Origin of the sequence: Sabulibacter ruber, from assembly GCF_017355955.1 — a bacterium.
GTDB classification, from domain to species: Bacteria; Bacteroidota; Bacteroidia; order Cytophagales; family Hymenobacteraceae; genus Nibribacter; species Nibribacter ruber_A.
Window position 1 is genome coordinate 517,062 of sequence record NZ_JAFFID010000001.1, and the last position, 15,697, is coordinate 532,758.

10 protein-coding genes are annotated in these 15,697 nt (G+C 49.8%); 6 read left to right on the forward strand and 4 right to left on the reverse strand.

Going from position 1 to position 15,697, the window contains the following annotated elements; translation table 11 throughout:
* Positions 1-54: 54 nt before the first annotated feature.
* Positions 55-3,384, reverse strand: a complete 3,330-nt coding sequence (locus tag JT719_RS02210; protein ID WP_207430627.1) for a UTP--glucose-1-phosphate uridylyltransferase — start codon at positions 3,382-3,384, stop codon at positions 55-57.
* 27 nt (positions 3,385-3,411) lie between these two features.
* Entirely contained in the window at positions 3,412-4,383 is a 972-nt protein-coding gene (locus tag JT719_RS02215; protein ID WP_207430629.1) for a UTP--glucose-1-phosphate uridylyltransferase, read from the reverse strand.
* A gap of 506 nt (positions 4,384-4,889) precedes the next feature.
* On the opposite strand from JT719_RS02215, the gene JT719_RS02220 reads away from it, so the two are divergent.
* Both JT719_RS02220 and JT719_RS02225 read left to right on the forward strand, forming a co-directional pair.
* Positions 4,890-6,938 (forward strand): DnaJ domain-containing protein, encoded by a 2,049-nt coding sequence (locus JT719_RS02220; RefSeq protein WP_207430631.1) that lies wholly within the window; start codon positions 4,890-4,892, stop codon positions 6,936-6,938.
* A 464-nt stretch (positions 6,939-7,402) separates the two neighbouring features.
* Positions 7,403-7,648 carry a hypothetical protein gene (locus JT719_RS02225; protein ID WP_207430633.1) on the forward strand — a complete coding sequence of 82 codons (246 nt, stop codon included), beginning with the start codon at positions 7,403-7,405 and terminating at the stop codon, positions 7,646-7,648.
* 7 nt (positions 7,649-7,655) lie between these two features.
* On the opposite strand, the gene JT719_RS02230 is transcribed toward JT719_RS02225, so the two are convergent.
* Positions 7,656-8,744, reverse strand: coding sequence for a PAS domain-containing sensor histidine kinase (locus tag JT719_RS02230; RefSeq protein ID WP_207430635.1), 1,089 nt, complete (start codon positions 8,742-8,744; stop codon positions 7,656-7,658).
* Positions 8,745-9,279: 535 nt separating this feature from the next.
* On the opposite strand from JT719_RS02230, the gene JT719_RS02235 reads away from it, so the two are divergent.
* From JT719_RS02235 to JT719_RS02250, 4 genes are all read left to right on the forward strand, one after another.
* Entirely contained in the window at positions 9,280-10,572 is a 1,293-nt protein-coding gene (locus JT719_RS02235) for an LVIVD repeat-containing protein (protein WP_242693050.1), read from the forward strand.
* Positions 10,573-11,160 (forward strand): outer membrane beta-barrel protein, encoded by a 588-nt coding sequence (locus JT719_RS02240; protein WP_207430637.1) that lies wholly within the window; start codon positions 10,573-10,575, stop codon positions 11,158-11,160. It abuts the gene before it with no gap.
* A gap of 1,264 nt (positions 11,161-12,424) precedes the next feature.
* A complete protein-coding gene (locus JT719_RS02245) occupies positions 12,425-13,591 on the forward strand; it encodes a glycoside hydrolase family 43 protein (protein WP_207430639.1) in 1,167 nt (388 codons plus the stop codon).
* A gap of 188 nt (positions 13,592-13,779) precedes the next feature.
* Complete coding sequence (locus tag JT719_RS02250) at positions 13,780-13,971, forward strand: cold-shock protein (protein ID WP_207430641.1); 192 nt, start codon at positions 13,780-13,782, stop codon at positions 13,969-13,971.
* A gap of 622 nt (positions 13,972-14,593) precedes the next feature.
* On the opposite strand, the gene JT719_RS02255 is transcribed toward JT719_RS02250, so the two are convergent.
* Positions 14,594-15,586 carry a 2-hydroxyacid dehydrogenase gene (locus JT719_RS02255; RefSeq protein WP_207430643.1) on the reverse strand — a complete coding sequence of 331 codons (993 nt, stop codon included), beginning with the start codon at positions 15,584-15,586 and terminating at the stop codon, positions 14,594-14,596.
* Positions 15,587-15,697: the final 111 nt, after the last annotated feature.

The window sequence follows — 15,697 nt, forward strand, 5'->3', positions numbered from 1 at the left end:
GAAGGAGCCATGAGGCTCCTTCTTTTGTTTATAGGCTGTTTTAGGTAAAATACTTTAAAAACGAACCAGAGAAATAATATGGTCTTTGCTGCCATCGGTCACCCAGGAATCTAACTTAGCGGGTTCCTTCATTTGCTGGCCGCGGTGACGAGGCACGGCAATGTAGCCGCATTTGACATCCGGTAAAGCCGACATATCGCTCCAGAGTTTCTCAATCTGCGCTACCGGGTAAATATCTTCCTGCCCGTGTCCCCAACGGTATTTCACGTCTTTGATGGTCACGTAGGTAGGCATGCGGTGAGCTACGCTCCTGACTGCTTTGGCTAACAATGCATCATCGCCCCGCAAATCTGCCCGGGTAAGACCAAACAGCGCCAACAAGGGATCAATCTGGATCCAGGTGGTCATGGTATTATAGTAGCTCAGGTTCAGCTCATCTTCCTCTCTCGGCTGGGCCAACCCTTCCAGCAACCTTACTTTGCCATTCACCCGCGCCAATCCTCCTCCCCGATCCTCAATACGGCGGGGCACCACCTCAAAGGTGAGCACATTGCCAGACTCCAGGTGATAGCCCAGGGCAGCCGGGTTGAGGTCGGCCCCTAAGGTATCAATGTTGTGGAGCATGATGGTTTCCAGTTGTGGGTTCTCTTCCAGGATCTGGGCCAAAACGCCGTTGCGCAGCATATTGGAGACCTCGTACCAGTGGCCCAGCGGCGAAAAGCGCTGCGAGGCGATGTTGTCTACGTAGTCTGAGCCTTCACCTTTAGACTTGGCCCAGTTGATCATGGCACGTCTGCCCGCCTCACGTACTTTCTGTTTGTTCTCGTCCAGGGTTTCCTGGGGCATTTCCTCCCACAGGAACCGAAGGTCGCGCTCCATGGGTACGTAGCGTTGCCCTATGGAACGCCCCGTAGACAAGTATACCGGTCCGGCATAGCCAAACTTCTGGGTGAGTTCCAGTTTCTTGCGGATGGGTTCATGCGTCAGGTAACTCGTGGCCACTATGTGCGGCAACAAGGCCCCGTATTTCTCAGAAACGGCTTTGGTTTTGGCCAGGTGGATCTCCAGGAAGCTGCGGTGAACCCCGTCAATTTCTACAAATGGGTTCAGGGCCTTGATCACCCCTGCGCCCTTGGTCCAGCGGCTACCCACCCCGGCGGCCAGGCTCAGAACTGCTACTCTACCGCCTTTGATGGCCTCTTCGCCCTTATGTACTGCTTGAGTAAGGCTTTCCAGTTGAGCAATGTCAGTAAGCTGCACGTCTTCAATGGAGGTCTCGTTGGGCAAGCGGTTCCTTGAAAGACCAATGTAGCCTTTCTGCAACTGCTCCCTTATTTCTTCGTGCTGAATGAAATCAAAACCGTTCTCTTTCTTGATGCGGTCGGCTTTCTCGTTCTCATTGCTTCGGCTGCCCTGAGAAGAAGGATCAGACACCTTGAACAGGTTACTCACAATGGTGCGAAGCAACGGATACGCCAGGTTGTTCTGGTCGCAGTGCGTGGTGAAGAAGTCAATCTCCGCCCTGCGCACATACGAGATGGTTTGCGGATCTTTCTTTACCAGGTCAGAAACGTGAATGGCATAATATTGCTCCGGCATTAGGGCCGCGTTCCCTTCGTGCAGATAGGACCAGGAACCCTTGTTGTTGATGCTCCAGTTGTACACCACCGGTTCCATGGCAAACGGCAAGGAGTCAGACAAGTCTGCCTTGGTGGCCCGTAGTATGTCTAATACTCTGGCTTTGTATTCTTCATACTGCTCTGGGTTCACAAACATACCCATACCGCCGCCAGACATACCTCCCAGCATCAGGAAGCCCAGATAATTTTCCCCGAACTCCTTTTTAGCTCTGCGGATGATTTCTTCCGTGAAGTGCGTGGAAGCCCACGGAATGATAGTCTTAATGGGCGACTCAAAGTTGAACGCTGTATTTGAAGCCAATTTGCGAATATCGCCCTCCTTTAACGCGGCCAAAATGTTGTCAAAAACCTGATTTGTTTTTTGGCGCGCTCCCCACTCGTTCTCACCACGTAACAGGTACTTCTCTGTCACCATCTCCAGAATAGGACCAACATTGGAGGCCATTCCGCCGTGCATGAGTACCAGCGAGTTCATGAGTTTATGGGCCATCTCGGGGTGAATTTCTTCGCCCTGCAGCACCCGGTGACGGGGTAACAAGGTGCCACGGCTAATGCCAAACTCCGGATCACCGTCCTGCGAGAACGTTCCCTGAATAGCTTTAATGCCTGGCCAAACGCCACCTGAATCTTGCCAGCCGCCGCCGGAACCACCAATCCACTCGCCTAGGATGGCTCTTGAGGCCACCAACCGGCGTTCGCTTTCCTCCAGTCCACCAACCAGGTTCCTGGTTTGCCCGGTGGCCCGCATCAATAAGCTGATGATGGAACCCAGCAAATTAGTTGAAACGGCAAATCTGGACCCCTTAGGAATATCATTCACCTTGGTTACCAGCTCAATTCCCATTCCCGGAGCTACAATACGCGCCAGAATAGCGGGCAAAGACTGGTTGGTCCCCTCAAAAGATGGCGGTATCAGGCCAGAAGCAATCACGCCAGCTTTCACCAGACTCAGGTAATCATTCCCGAAATTGAAGAGGTCATCCAGGTCATGGATGTCCTTAGAGGTGTTCAGGTCAATACTGGTTACCCTTAATACCGGCTCTGGAATTACCCTTACATAGGATTGCAAAGGCGGCCGAATGTCTTTGTCACGGCCAAATACGCCTAAGTCAATGGAGATATTGAGTACCCGCGCGCCTTCTGGGTAGTCCATGCCCAGGAAGAAAATATCTGACCAGCCGCTGTGGGTTAAGTCCATGCGCACGGAAGTCTGCTCTTCCAGCACCGGGTAGAATAGGGAGTTCTCCTGCCGCTGCAGTAACTGCGGATGGATTTTGATAGGATGCTCTTCCTGGTGCCCTACCCTGAACATCCACTGATTTCCTTTACTGGAGCGCACGCTCTTCCGCACCTGGTCGGCCAGGATCTGGAAAGACAAATGGTGGTAACTCTCGGCTAGTCCGCTGAACAAGGCCGCATTAGGTCCATGGGTATCAATTTCCTTCAGGAAAGTAGCAATAGCATGCTCAAACCTACGGGAAAGCAGGTCTTCAAACCCAGCATATGGTATTTTTCCGGTGGAGGGTGTGTCGGCTGCTTCCATCAGGAAGAACCGGTACCCCGCAAATAGGAAAAGGATAGCGCGTACTTTGTCGTAAAGACTGGGGGTGGTTTTCCGGAATTCATCCAGCTCCCGAAGCGCTTTATACAACTCTTTGGAAGACATGTTCCGGCTCATCTGAAAAAACGAGCGGTTGCGTTCCTCGGGGTTAGTAGATGTAATCGTCTGTATAAATATGTTCATCTGCCTCTTTATGCAATCTGGAAGGTCCTATACAAAACTGGGAGTTGGTTGGGTGGCTTTGCGTTGGTTTGCCTCGGCTAACAACTCAACCATGGAGGTTAGCGTTTCGTCATGGGCCTGGCCCGCCAAACCTAAGGCAATCTGCGCCTGCAACAGGCCCTGCTTTTTACTTAGGTCATAGCGATTGCCTTTTACCTCCAGTGCCAGATACTTCTCTGTATTGGCCAGTTCCTGCAAGGCAGGTGTTAACTGCACATTTGAGTTGCCGCTTTCTACCTGCGCCTGTAAAATGCTGAAGACAGAAGGCGTAAGCACGTGCATCCCGAAGAAGCAGAGGTAGTAACCGGCCCGTAACCCTGGCGTTTGCAGTTCCAGTTCGGCGGTGCTGAGGGAGGGCTTCTCAATAATCTTTTCGATCTGGTACATTCCTTTCTGGTTTGGCAGATGCTTACCCGTTACGGTACCATACCGATGGATTTGGTGCTCCACCGTTGGATTTACCGCAGAAACGGCACATCCCTCCTGCACGGCGAGGTTAATGAGTTGGGTAGTGCACCGTTGGTTAGGAAGAGAAGAAACATATAGGTGGTCTCCCAAAAGCAATAAGAAAGGTTCCTCTTTCACAAATTCACGGGCGCAAAACACGGCGTGTCCAAACCCAAGCGGCTCCTTTTGCTCAATGAACTGAATTCTGGTACGCAGGTTGTCTACTTTCTCGGCTTCTTCTTTGGCCCAATCAGTGTTTTTGAAGGATTCTAACAGGTTATTCCGAAGCGATGCGAAAGCCTCATGGTACCTGGGACCATCGCCTGGCGCACAGATTACGCATATTTCCTCAATACCACTGGCAAACGCTTCCTCGGCTATAATCTGGATGGTAGGCTTTGTCAATCCGTCAATGTCTACCACCGGAAGCATGGCCTTTTGTACGGTGTCAGCTACAGGATATAGTCTTTCACCGCGGGCTGCAGCCGTGATGATAGCTTTTCTTACTTTCATAGATGAGGTTTAGAAATCAGTTCTTGAATGAAACGGTATTAGCTCAATGTATCAAATATAGAGTTTTTACACTGATCTCAAATACAATCTGCCCTCATACCCTCTCTAGGCAATTTAGGTTGCCCTCTGCTACATAGTTAAGAGAATCGCTTTACCAGGTTCTTCGGGCTGGATTTATTCTTCATAGATAATATCCCTGGAATGATTCTTTTAAACCTACTTGCTGAGGTTCAGGCATTACCAAGTTGTACCTTACTAGGTAGGTTTTCAGGGGAAGGTCTTTTAATCCAGTATTGATTACTTAAACACCTCTGAAAAGAGCTTTTCAAATTCAAAAACCACAATTTGTTATTAGAATTTAATAATTTATTCTAAAAATAGTATATTAGTTGGTCAATTGAATTCAAGAGTTAATAAAAGAACCAAGTACCACAAAACAGAAATAAAGCCTTTGCAGCCTTTGTGCTGCATACAGGTATTAAGCGAAAAACATCTGACAACAAGCTATGCACAAGAACTACTACCAACTTCTGGGAATCAAGGAAAACGCGACACAGGTAGAGATTAAGGATGCTTACCGAAAGCTTTCTAAGCGCATCCATCCGGATATGAACCAGGGAGAGCCGTTTTTCGAGGAATATTTCAAGGAAGTGCAGGAAGCGTATGGGATTTTGTCAAACCAGGATAAAAAACGGACCTATGACTCTGGCCGGTTTACCCCACGCAATGTGGTGTCGCAAAGCCCTACCCGCAACATAGAGTTTGAGATCACGCGCCTGCAGATGCGTTTGCGTGACCAGAATGAACTGGTTACCTCCCTTCAGGAAGAAAAGAAATCCCTTTCTCAGGAGTTGGACCACTTTGTGAAGGCGCTGTTTGAAGTGAAAAATGAGCGGAGCACCCTGCAGCGGAAAGTGCAGGAGCAGGAAATGGAAGTGACTGTATTGAAAAAGGCACTACGGGAGGTAGAGACAACTACTAAACCCACCCCAGCTCCCTCACCGGAGTTGCAGAAGAAAGTAAAAACCCTGGAGCTGGAGCTGCAACAATACCGGGAAAGTATTACAGGTAAAACTCGGGAGCTGGCCTCGGAGGTGCAACGCACACAATTTCTGGAGAAACGGGTGCAGGAATTAACCCGGGAGGTCAGCCAAAAGCAAGGCAAAGATCAACAGATCCAAACCTTAATCAAAGACCTGGAAAGCCAGAAAGCTAAACTGCAGCAGGTAGAGGCGCAAACGGCTCAGCTCACCAATGAATTGAACCGGAGAACCAAAGAGCTGGAATTGGCTCTGCAGCAAAAAGCCACTTTACAGCAAAACCTGCAGGAGGCAGAAGCCAGGCGTCAGCAAAGCCAGGGAAAGACAGCTCCTACCGCCGGGAAAGCAGACCAATACCAGGCACAGTTGCAGGAACTAGCAAGCCAAAAACAGGCATTGCAAAACCAGGTACATGAACTGGAAATAGAAGCTGCTCAACTGAAGCAGAGCCTGCAGGAGACAGACCAGCAACTGAAACTGGAAACTGCTCAAAAAGCAACCCTGCAAGGCAAACTGGAGCAACAAGAAAAGCAGCTCAGCCTACAGCAGGCATCCCTTCAAACCAAAACCCAAGAATTAGAGCAGGCTGTTGTTGAGAAAAAGACTTTGCAGGAACGCGTTCAGCAAGGAGTGAAAGAAATCCAGAGCCTTCAAAAAGCCCTGCAGGTAAAAGCCGAAGAACTAAGCAAGATTTCCTCGCAGCTAACTGAGCTTCAGAAGCAAAACCAGGTTTCTAAACAGGAAACGGAAAAGCTGCACAAGACCGTCAAGAACCTGGAACAGCAAACCGCTAAAGACAAGAAAGAAATACAGAACCAGTCTCAGGCGCTCCAGGCAAAAGAGCAGGAACTCAGGGCCACCACTAAGCAGAAGCAGGAACTGCAAGTTCAATTGAAAGAAACCAGACAAAAGCAGGAAGCGCAGCAGGTAGCGTTACAGGCTAAAATCCAGGAAGCGGACAAAGAGCAATCGCAGAAAAAGGCGCTGCAAACCAAAGTACAGGACCTGGAAAAGGAAATTGCTACGCGGCAGTTGGAGGTAAGCGAGCTGAAAAAAGAAACCATTACGGTGAAAGCCAGATACGCTCACCTGGGGCATATACAGCCTTTTCTGGTGGAGCACATGGACTTCTTCAACTCTGATAAACCCGAAGAGTTCGGGACTTCCTTTGAGAAGCAGGATATTAAATACATTTTCAGCCGCATGAAGATTGCCATGCTTACAGACAAACCCGGCAAGCTCAACGTGCTGGTGAAATACTTGAAACCCAACGGGCAGTTGTACTTCAACCCGCAGTCCTCTCCTACCGGGTATTCCTTTGCCGCTACCATCAACTACAACCCCAAGGAAGAATACATTTACCTGTCTGGTTGGGGCAGCGACCGTGAAAGCACCTTTGTAGGCGGCGACCACCGGGTGGAGATTTACGATGAATCCGGGCGGCAACTCAGCAGAGCAAACTTTCAGGTAAAAGACCAACTGCTGAAACTCTCCAAACTCAAAAGCTTCTTCTAACCTGGAACACCGCACCAAGAACTTATCAGAAGCCTTTCGGCCCTGAAGTGTCTGCTTTAACAGCAGGCAGGGCAGGAAGGCTTCTGGCTTTCTTTCCTTTATGTCTGCCTTTAAATTATTCTAAAAGATTGCTTAATCAATTAACTTTGACAAAAGCTATTTACAATTGGATAGGCCTTTGAACCCAAAAAGAAGTTCAACGCCAACACAAGGCAATTCTGAAAACTGCGTTTTAATGCTGATATTGGCAAAACGGCTTAAATACAGAACCTTCCATTTACCTTCCCCCAAATGCTTAGGGTGCTTAGGCAAGCCAATCTCTTTTACCTGGAATAGGTCTATTCACAGAAATATCAGGGTAAATACTAGAAGCTAACGCTTAATTAAAGCATAAATACGTATTTTTAGCCTCGGCTACTTAAAGAAATAGTTCTACTTCGTAGAAGGAAGGTATCTTAACCAGAATGGAGCAGAAAGACCAGATATTATTCGCGTTGTATGCCAGAGTAAACCAGTTTCCAGAGCCGGAGGACCATCCTACTCTCTCATTTGACATTGCCCGGGAATTAAGCCTTCCCCTGGATAGAGTTTTAGCCCTCGCGCAGGAATTAGCCCAGGAAGGGTTTGTTACCATTAGTGTGCTGAGTGATCCGCCGCTCCTGTATCTCACTGTCCTGGGCGTCATCAGGTGCAAGCGGCTGGCCGCCTGACCATCGCTTATCCAACACTTTTGGGTATTCTGATAAAGAAGGTAGTGCCCTGGTTTTCTTTGCTTTCAAACCATATTTCGCCTTTGTGCCACTCCACAATGGTTTTCACAATAGACATACCCAGCCCGATGGATTTCTCGCCCCTCAAACCCGGTCTACGGGCCGGAGTAAACTTCTCAAACAACGTGGCGTGGTACTTTTCAGGAATACCTACCCCGGTATCGGCTACTTTCACTAAAATAGAAAAATCCTTATCCTCAATGCTCACGGTCACCTGGCCATCTTCCGGGGTAAACTTAAGGGCATTGGAAATAAGGTTGGTGATAGCCTGCAGAAACTTTAAGTCATCTACCTCGGCGTAGATTTCCTTGCTGCTGCACACAAAATTCACTTTGGTAGGCAGCAGTGCTCCCCCCCGGTAATTGAGGTACTCAGAAACCATCTCGCCCATTTTCTCCACCAGGTTAACGCGCCGGGTGACCACCTGTGATTGGGTAGATTCCATGAACTCCTGGTTCATAAACTCCTGGATGATATGGGATCCCCGTTTACTGCTTTGTTCAATGAGGTTGATTAGATGGTGTACTTCGGCATTGGTATGCTCTTTCAGTTCCTCTTCCAGAACGCCTGCCAGGTTGCTGATCATCCCTAACGGAGCGGCCAGATCATGGGCGATGATATTGAGCACCGAGTTCTTTTTGTTCGAGAATTTTTTTAGATGGTCATTGTATTGCCGCTGGGTAGTAATATCCTCTACATGCCCCAGAATGGTGCGCGGCTCAGAGTTCTCTTCCACCAGCGCCAGGTTCAGGCACACCCATTGCTCCTCCTGCCCCGGGAACTGAAACCTGCATTCTACCTGGTTGCTGGCTCCCCGCTCTATTAACTCCTGCAGGCACTCATGCAGATAGGCCTGGTCGTCCTGGTGCACATAGGAGAGCAACGTGGCCGGCTCAATCTCCAGGGAGGGCAATTCAAAACATGACTTAAATCTAGGGCTCAGGTAGGTGAACACGCCAGGCTCAATCAGGTAAGCAAAATAGGCCTGCTGCGTACGCTCTACCAAAGCCTGGAATAACTCTGAAGAAGGATCCATGTATGCCTGATCAAAGGGTTAAGTTATGACCGAAAGGTAAATGATAGTATATGTACCTAATTCACAACCCAAATGTTATGACAGCCTTCCACCTGCACAGGTATATCAATTCAATATCAGAAATTTAGCACAATATTCTACAAGAAAATGTCGGGGCAGAAACGCTTTACGCCTTACTACTGACGCAACGGAAAAACCCTTTGTTCTGAAATGGCCTTGTTTTCCTAAAGCAAGGCCTAAAACAAAAGCACAGGTTAAAATACCACTTCTTCTCCTGTTTCTGGTTGAATCCATTGAGCTCTTTACTCGGAAGAGGTTTCTGTTTTAGGTCTGATTTTGGAAAATCGCCACAAAAACAAAGTACCGTTATAAGCCTTTAAACTATTGGAATTCAGAAATATCACTCCGCAAGCACTCCTTCCCTTTTTATTCAGCAACCAGGAGTACGCGTGCAACCATTTCAAGGTGAGAAGACTCTTCATTAAAAAAGGCTGGCTGTTTTGGTCACCTTCCCTTCATCCTTAACCAGATTTCTATGCAGAAAAAACCTTTACTCCTTTTCCAGCGGGCTTTTTTGTGGCTGCTCTTTCTGGGAGCCCCGTTCCTGAGTGCCTGCACAGATGAATGCGAGTCTACCGTAACTTACACCGTGTATGAGCCCGTGTACATGATGAAAGACGAGCTGCGGGCCTCGGTGAAAGTGGAACCAGCCCGTGCCTTGCAGAACCCCGGCAAAATCTACGCCTACGGCGATTTCCTGCTGGTGAACGAGGTAGACAAAGGCATCCACGTGATAGACAACTCCAACCCGGCCTCGCCCCAGAACCTGAGCTTCATCTCTATTCCGGGCAACGTAGACATGGCCGTGAAGGGCAACATCCTCTACGCCGATAACTACATTGACCTGGTGGTGCTGGACATCACCCAACCGCAACAGGTGAAACTGGTGAACCGCGTGGAGAACATTTTCCCGGTGCACGGTTTAACGATAAGTCCCGCGTCTACCTCTTTTCTGGCCACGTACACTTCCCGGCAAGTCACCGAAACTTACGCAGACTGCAACGGTCGCTTTCAAGACGGAGGCGTTGTGTACTATGACCAGGCCTCCAATAGCTATACCACCAAAGCACCAGCCGGCGTCAGGAACGGCAACCCCATGGGCAAAGGCGGCTCCATGGCAAGGTTCACCATCACGGGAGACCACCTGTACACGGTCAACCTATCTTCCCTGCAGCTCTTTGACATCAGCACCCTTACCCAACCCCAAAAAGGAGCGTCTATTCCGCTGGGCTGGGGCATAGAAACCATTTTCCCGTACCAGGATAAGCTGTTCATAGGATCTACCAGCGGCATGCACATCTATGACAACAGCAATCCGGCCAGTCCGGTACACCTGTCTACCTACGCCCACGTGCGCTCCTGTGATCCGGTGGTGGTGGAGGGCGATCTGGCCTGGGTAACGCTACGCTCCGGCAACACCTGCGACGGCTTCACGAACCAACTGGAGGTGATCAACATCAGCAACCCCCGCAGTCCGCAGCTGGTGAAAACCTATCCCATGCAACACCCGCACGGGTTAGGCATTGACACCAACACGCTCTTCCTCTGCGAAGGCGCATTCGGACTGAAAGTCTTTGACATCAAAGATCCGCTCAAAGTATCTGACCATCAACTGAGCCATTTCAAAAACCTGGATGCCTATGATGTGATTCCGTTGGGCTACACCCTGGTGATGGTTGGCAAAGACGGCCTCTACCAGTATGACTACCGCAACCCCGCCCAGATGAAGCTCCTCAGTAAGATACCCGTGACCCCAGCAGCCGGTTAAATGAAAAAAGCACTATTCCTCCTCCCGTTCCTGCTCCTAACGTTCCTGTGTACCCAGGCGCAGGAAACCACCCTGGTGATAACGTCTTCCTCACAGGCCTCCCCTAAAAGATACCTGGGCATGGTGGAGCTGGGTTACCTGTACCAGGACAACAAAAACAACATTCCCAACACAGCAGACTCCTCTCCCACCTTGGTGGTATTCAACGGCTACCAGTTTCACCGGCTGGTAGCGGTGGGCCTCACCATCGGTTCCGATTTTTATAACAACCTGCTGGTGACCCCGGTGGCTCTGGGTTTACGAGGCACCCTGCTCAACACCCGCGTAAGCCCCTACTACAGCCTTGACGCAGGCTACGGCTCCACTTTCCTCAGCAATGAATCTGACCAGCTTGAAAACGAAGGCGGCTGGATGCTCAACCCCGCGCTTGGCCTGCGGGTGCAGTCGGGCAACAACACCGCGCTGGCCTTTAGCCTGGGCTACAAAGTACAGCGCGCCCAGACCACCAACTCCCCCTGGTCCGGCACCACCATCACAGATGAGGTTTCCTTTAAAAGAGTCTCGGTACGGTTAGGGTTTCAGTTTTGAATTGCTTGCGTGATTGCTAGTAGCTGGCTTAAGATTTACTTGTCTTGAGAGTTTAAGCTTATATGTGTTGAACCACTTTGATGTTTCTTGAAGGCTTCTCTGTTTTACCCTTGTTTTCGGCAAAACGGGGGTTAAACAGAGAGTCTTTTTTTATGGATTAGAAGGTACTCCTAATGATGAAGCTGTTTTTTATCTAGCTATGGTGTTGCATTGCATCAACCCAGACTTGGTCACCTTCTATCCGGCTCTGATTAGATAAGACATGTCTTATTTTTGAAAGTCTGTCCCTGAAAAAGAGCCTATGAACCCTCTACTCTCCCTCGCTCGCCTCTGGCGAGTGTGAGTTATCGGGTGGCCTCTGGCCACTATGCTCAAATCCTGAATGTTTCTTTGCCTTTAACCCCGCATAGCAGCCAGAGGCTGCCTTGTTATTCACACTCGCCAGAGGCGAGCGAGGGAAAGAGAAACTTGATGAGACTCTCCTTTGATAGGTTCGATTGGGGATGTTTACACCTACTAAACCTTCTTTCCCTTATGGTTCAAGTCTGTGACTTGGACCTATCATGAGCTGAATTTTGCAAATCAGTGAGGCACCAGCCTCAAATTCATTCTTCCTTCTATGGCGCGGAAGTTACTTCCGTGCCTTTCTTTTTTATTGCTTTGCCAGCCATTCGCTGTTCGCCGTAGTTGGTGTTCTCACCTACAACTCAATCTGCTCCTCAAGCCACTACTTCCTACTTCCTGATTCAGAGTTCTGGACTCAGGACTCTCTCTGCGGGCGTTTGTCACTTTTCTCCTAGATGTTCAGCCTAACCAACAGAATCAATAAGCCTCAAACTCGCTGACGCTCAAACAGCGAGGCTTCAGATTGGTACCAATTTTTACCGTTCTCTATTTCATAGGGAGCGTGAGCCAGTGCCATTCAATACAATACTGCCTGCTCCCTCCTTTGACTTGGCCTGCTCGGGTAAAAGCATTAGGATGAAGCAGGTGACATTAGTTGAGTGCGAAGGAGAAGTCATTTCTTGCTTAACCAGGAGCTAAATGGCGGTTTTGAGCCGTTTATTGCAAAAGAGGCGAAAAACAGAAAGAGCAAGTTGTAAGCCCTAATGGTGTATTTATAGGCTCTTTTACTGAACTTACGTCAATTCTGAAGCAGGAATTAGAGACTCCATCTGTCAGGCTTTTGCAGGAGTAATCTTTTGCTTACTTTGCTTTCAATTAACTACAAGCTCTTTCACTTATATCTACTACTATCCCCTATATGTTGAAGAAAAGAAGCGTATTGGTTTTATCCTTCGGGTTGTTGCTGGCGGGTTGTAACCCATCGGTGCAGACGCAGGCGCCGGTCCGGGAAACGGCGGCGACTACCTCGTCAACCGCGGCTACCTATAAAAACCCGCTGGATGTGCAGTTCGGTGATCCGTATGTGCTGTATGATGCGCCCAGCCAGATGTACTACATGTATGGCACGGGCGGTGGGGCCAAAGAGGGCTTCAGCACGTACTCGTCTAAGGACCTGGTGAACTGGAAAAACGAGGGGCAGGTGTTCTTTGGGAACACGGCTGGCTCCTGGGACGTGAAGAACTTCTGGGCCCCAGAGGTGTACCACCGTAACGGCAAGTACTACATGTTCTACTCTGCCGACTGGCGCCACAACCCCGGCAACGAGGAAGAGAACTTCCGCATCGGGGTAGCCGTGGCCGATAAGCCTACGGGTCCGTTCAAGAACATCTCAGACAAGCCCATCTTTGACCCGGGCTACCCTATCATTGACGCCAACATGTACTTTGAACCCAACGGCAAAATGTACCTCTACTACTCGCGCTGCGCCTATGAGCACCCGGTACAAAGCGAGGTGGCCGACTGGGCCAAGCAGCAGGGCTTGTTCAAGGAGATCGAGGAAAGCTGGGTGTACGGCGTGGAGCTGAAACCCGATTTCAGCGGCGTGATTGGCGAGCCGGTGCTGCTGCTCAGACCGCCCCTCAAGATGAACGATGCTCAGGCCGAATGGGAAAGTCGCTCGGTGACCTCCAAGGAAGTGAACCGCCGCTGGACCGAGGGTTCCTACACCTTCAAGCACGGCGATACCTATTACATGATGTACTCGGCCAACTACTTCGGGGGCAAGAACTACGCCGTGGGCTACGCCACCGCCAAGCATCCGCTGGGCCCATACACCAAAGCCAACAACAACCCTGTGCTGCAGAAGAACACCGAGCAGGGCGGCGAGGTCACCGGTACGGGCCATAACAGCATCGCGTACTCGCCAGACGGCAAGCAGCTATTCTGCGTGTACCACGGCCGTACCACCGCCACAGGAGAGGAACGGGTAGTCTTCATTGATCCCATGCGCATTGAGAAAGATGGCCGATTGGTGGTAGACGGACCCAGCACCACACCTAAACCAATGCCCCTGGCAAGGAAGTAACGGAGCGTTCACCCGGAGCATACATTTTACTAATTAGCAGAAAGCGTAGGCTCTGTTGAAAAATAGTTTTTCCTTTTATAGGCCTTGATTCGGTTTAAAGCGGGTTTTGGAAAAGTATCTGGTTTATCTTCCAGACCCGCTGAACGATTCTCCGTAAACGAGTGTCATCAATGCATAATAACAACCATATGAATCAAGGAACAGTAAAGTTCTTTAATGATGAAAAAGGCTTCGGCTTCATTAAAGACAGCAATTCAAATCAGGAGTACTTCGTGCACGTGTCTGGTTTAGTAGATGAAATCAGAGAAAACGACGAGGTAGTCTATGAGCTTCAAGAAGGAAGAAAAGGACTAAACGCCACCAACGTAAAACTGGCTTAGTCTTTCGCTATAAAGACATTGCTATCAAAGCCTCTCCCACCCGGAGAGGCTTTTTTTATGCCCACTTTGAGCTAAGGTACTGCCATCAGCAACCCATTTGGCAAGAGCGCATGCAGACAGTTCTTTTGCCTGGCGAAGTACTGATTCTTACTATTTACTTATCACTGCTTTTTGTCATCCTGAAAGGATCTTGTGTGCCCATGAATAAGCCTACCTCCTGCGCTGGCACCTTTCATTACCAACTTTTTACATGATGGAAAGCAGCGTATCCTACTGAACTTACAGTCGCCATTCCCACGCATTTCGACTTTCAAACGATTACTTGCGTAGCATTTATTGTTCCTGCAAATGCAAACATAGGTGTAACTGGGATTGAAGAGGTATTCTGCCTTTCTACAGATGTAGTCATCCCCCTTCCCACTTCAAAGGGGGACGGAATGCGTGCAGAACTCTTTACAATGAATTCTAAGGGACAGAACAGATGCTCCCGTTTACTTCATTTTAAGGGGTTCAACCTGACACTTGCCATTCAGGTACTTAGCCATCTTCCTTTAATTCTCACTTAATGCCCCTGTTCCTCAACCATACTCAGGACTCAGGACTCAGAACTCAAGACTCAGGACTAGCTTTTTACTTCGTTGATCAACGGTTGTCCCTGCTCAAAGTCGGTGATGTTCTGGAGGGTGACCTGGGCGATGCTGTGCAAGGCCTCGGCGGTGAAGAAGGCCTGGTGTCCGGTGATCAGGACGTTGTTGAACGACAGCAGTCGCATGAACACATCGTCCTGGATGACTTTGCCCGAAAGGTCTTCAAAGAATAGGTTTCCCTCCTCTTCGTACACGTCAATGCCCAGGTACTTGATCTTCTCGGTTTTGAGACCGGTGATCACGGCTTGAGTATCAATCAGGCCGCCGCGGCTGGTGTTGATGAGCATCACGCCGTCTTTCATCTGGGCGATGGAAGCGTCATTGATGAGGTGGTGCGTCTGCGGCGTGAGCGGACAGTGCAGCGAGATGATGTCTGACCCGCTGTACAGGTTCTCCAGGGAGGTGAACTCCACGCCCAAAGCCTCGGCCTCCGGGTTGGCCTGCACATCAAATCCCAAGACCCTGCACCCGAACCCTTTAAGTATACGGGCGGTGATCAGCCCGATGTGGCCCAACCCAATCAATCCCACCGTTTTGCCGTTCAGGTCAAAGCCCATTAAGCCAGTAAGAGCGAAATTCCCTTCCCGAACCCGGTTGTAGGCCCGGTGTGTTTTGCGGTTCAAAGCTAAGATCAGGGCCAGGGTATGCTCGGCCACCGCGTAAGGCGAGTACGCCGGCACCCGCACAACCCGCAGTTCCTGCTGGGCCGCCACCGCCAGATCCACGTTGTTGTAGCCCGCGCACCGCAAGGCCACAAGCTGCACCCCGGCCTCGGCTAAGCCCCGCAGCACGGGCGCATTCAAGGTGTCATTCACAAACGCGCACACCGCCGTAGCTCCCCTGGCCAGTACGCAGGTGTTTTCATTGAGCGATACCTCCAGGAACTCCAACCGATGCCCGTGTGCCTGATTGGCCTCGGTGAAGAACTGCTTGTCGTAGACTTTGGAGTTGAAGAAAGTGATGTTCATGGGCCTGTAGCGTTTTGTTCTCTATACGAGGCAAGTTAGAAACTGGAGCAAGACAGGAAAATGACATTGGTTTAGTGTGTGGGCTGATAATTGCTATATTTAATTAATTAA

Excerpts from the sequence above, each read along its gene's own strand:
- JT719_RS02210 (WP_207430627.1), bottom strand. The coding sequence starts at position 3,384 with ATGAACATATTTATACAGACGATTACATCTACTAACCCCGAGGAACGC.
- JT719_RS02235 (WP_242693050.1), top strand. The coding sequence starts at position 9,280 with ATGCAGAAAAAACCTTTACTCCTTTTCCAGCGGGCTTTTTTGTGGCTG.
- JT719_RS02250 (WP_207430641.1), top strand. The coding sequence starts at position 13,780 with ATGAATCAAGGAACAGTAAAGTTCTTTAATGATGAAAAAGGCTTCGGC.
- JT719_RS02230 (WP_207430635.1), bottom strand. The coding sequence starts at position 8,744 with ATGGATCCTTCTTCAGAGTTATTCCAGGCTTTGGTAGAGCGTACGCAG.
- JT719_RS02255 (WP_207430643.1), bottom strand. The coding sequence starts at position 15,586 with ATGAACATCACTTTCTTCAACTCCAAAGTCTACGACAAGCAGTTCTTC.
- JT719_RS02225 (WP_207430633.1), top strand. The coding sequence starts at position 7,403 with ATGGAGCAGAAAGACCAGATATTATTCGCGTTGTATGCCAGAGTAAAC.
- JT719_RS02245 (WP_207430639.1), top strand. The coding sequence starts at position 12,425 with ATGTTGAAGAAAAGAAGCGTATTGGTTTTATCCTTCGGGTTGTTGCTG.
- JT719_RS02240 (WP_207430637.1), top strand. The coding sequence starts at position 10,573 with ATGAAAAAAGCACTATTCCTCCTCCCGTTCCTGCTCCTAACGTTCCTG.
- JT719_RS02220 (WP_207430631.1), top strand. The coding sequence starts at position 4,890 with ATGCACAAGAACTACTACCAACTTCTGGGAATCAAGGAAAACGCGACA.
- JT719_RS02215 (WP_207430629.1), bottom strand. The coding sequence starts at position 4,383 with ATGAAAGTAAGAAAAGCTATCATCACGGCTGCAGCCCGCGGTGAAAGA.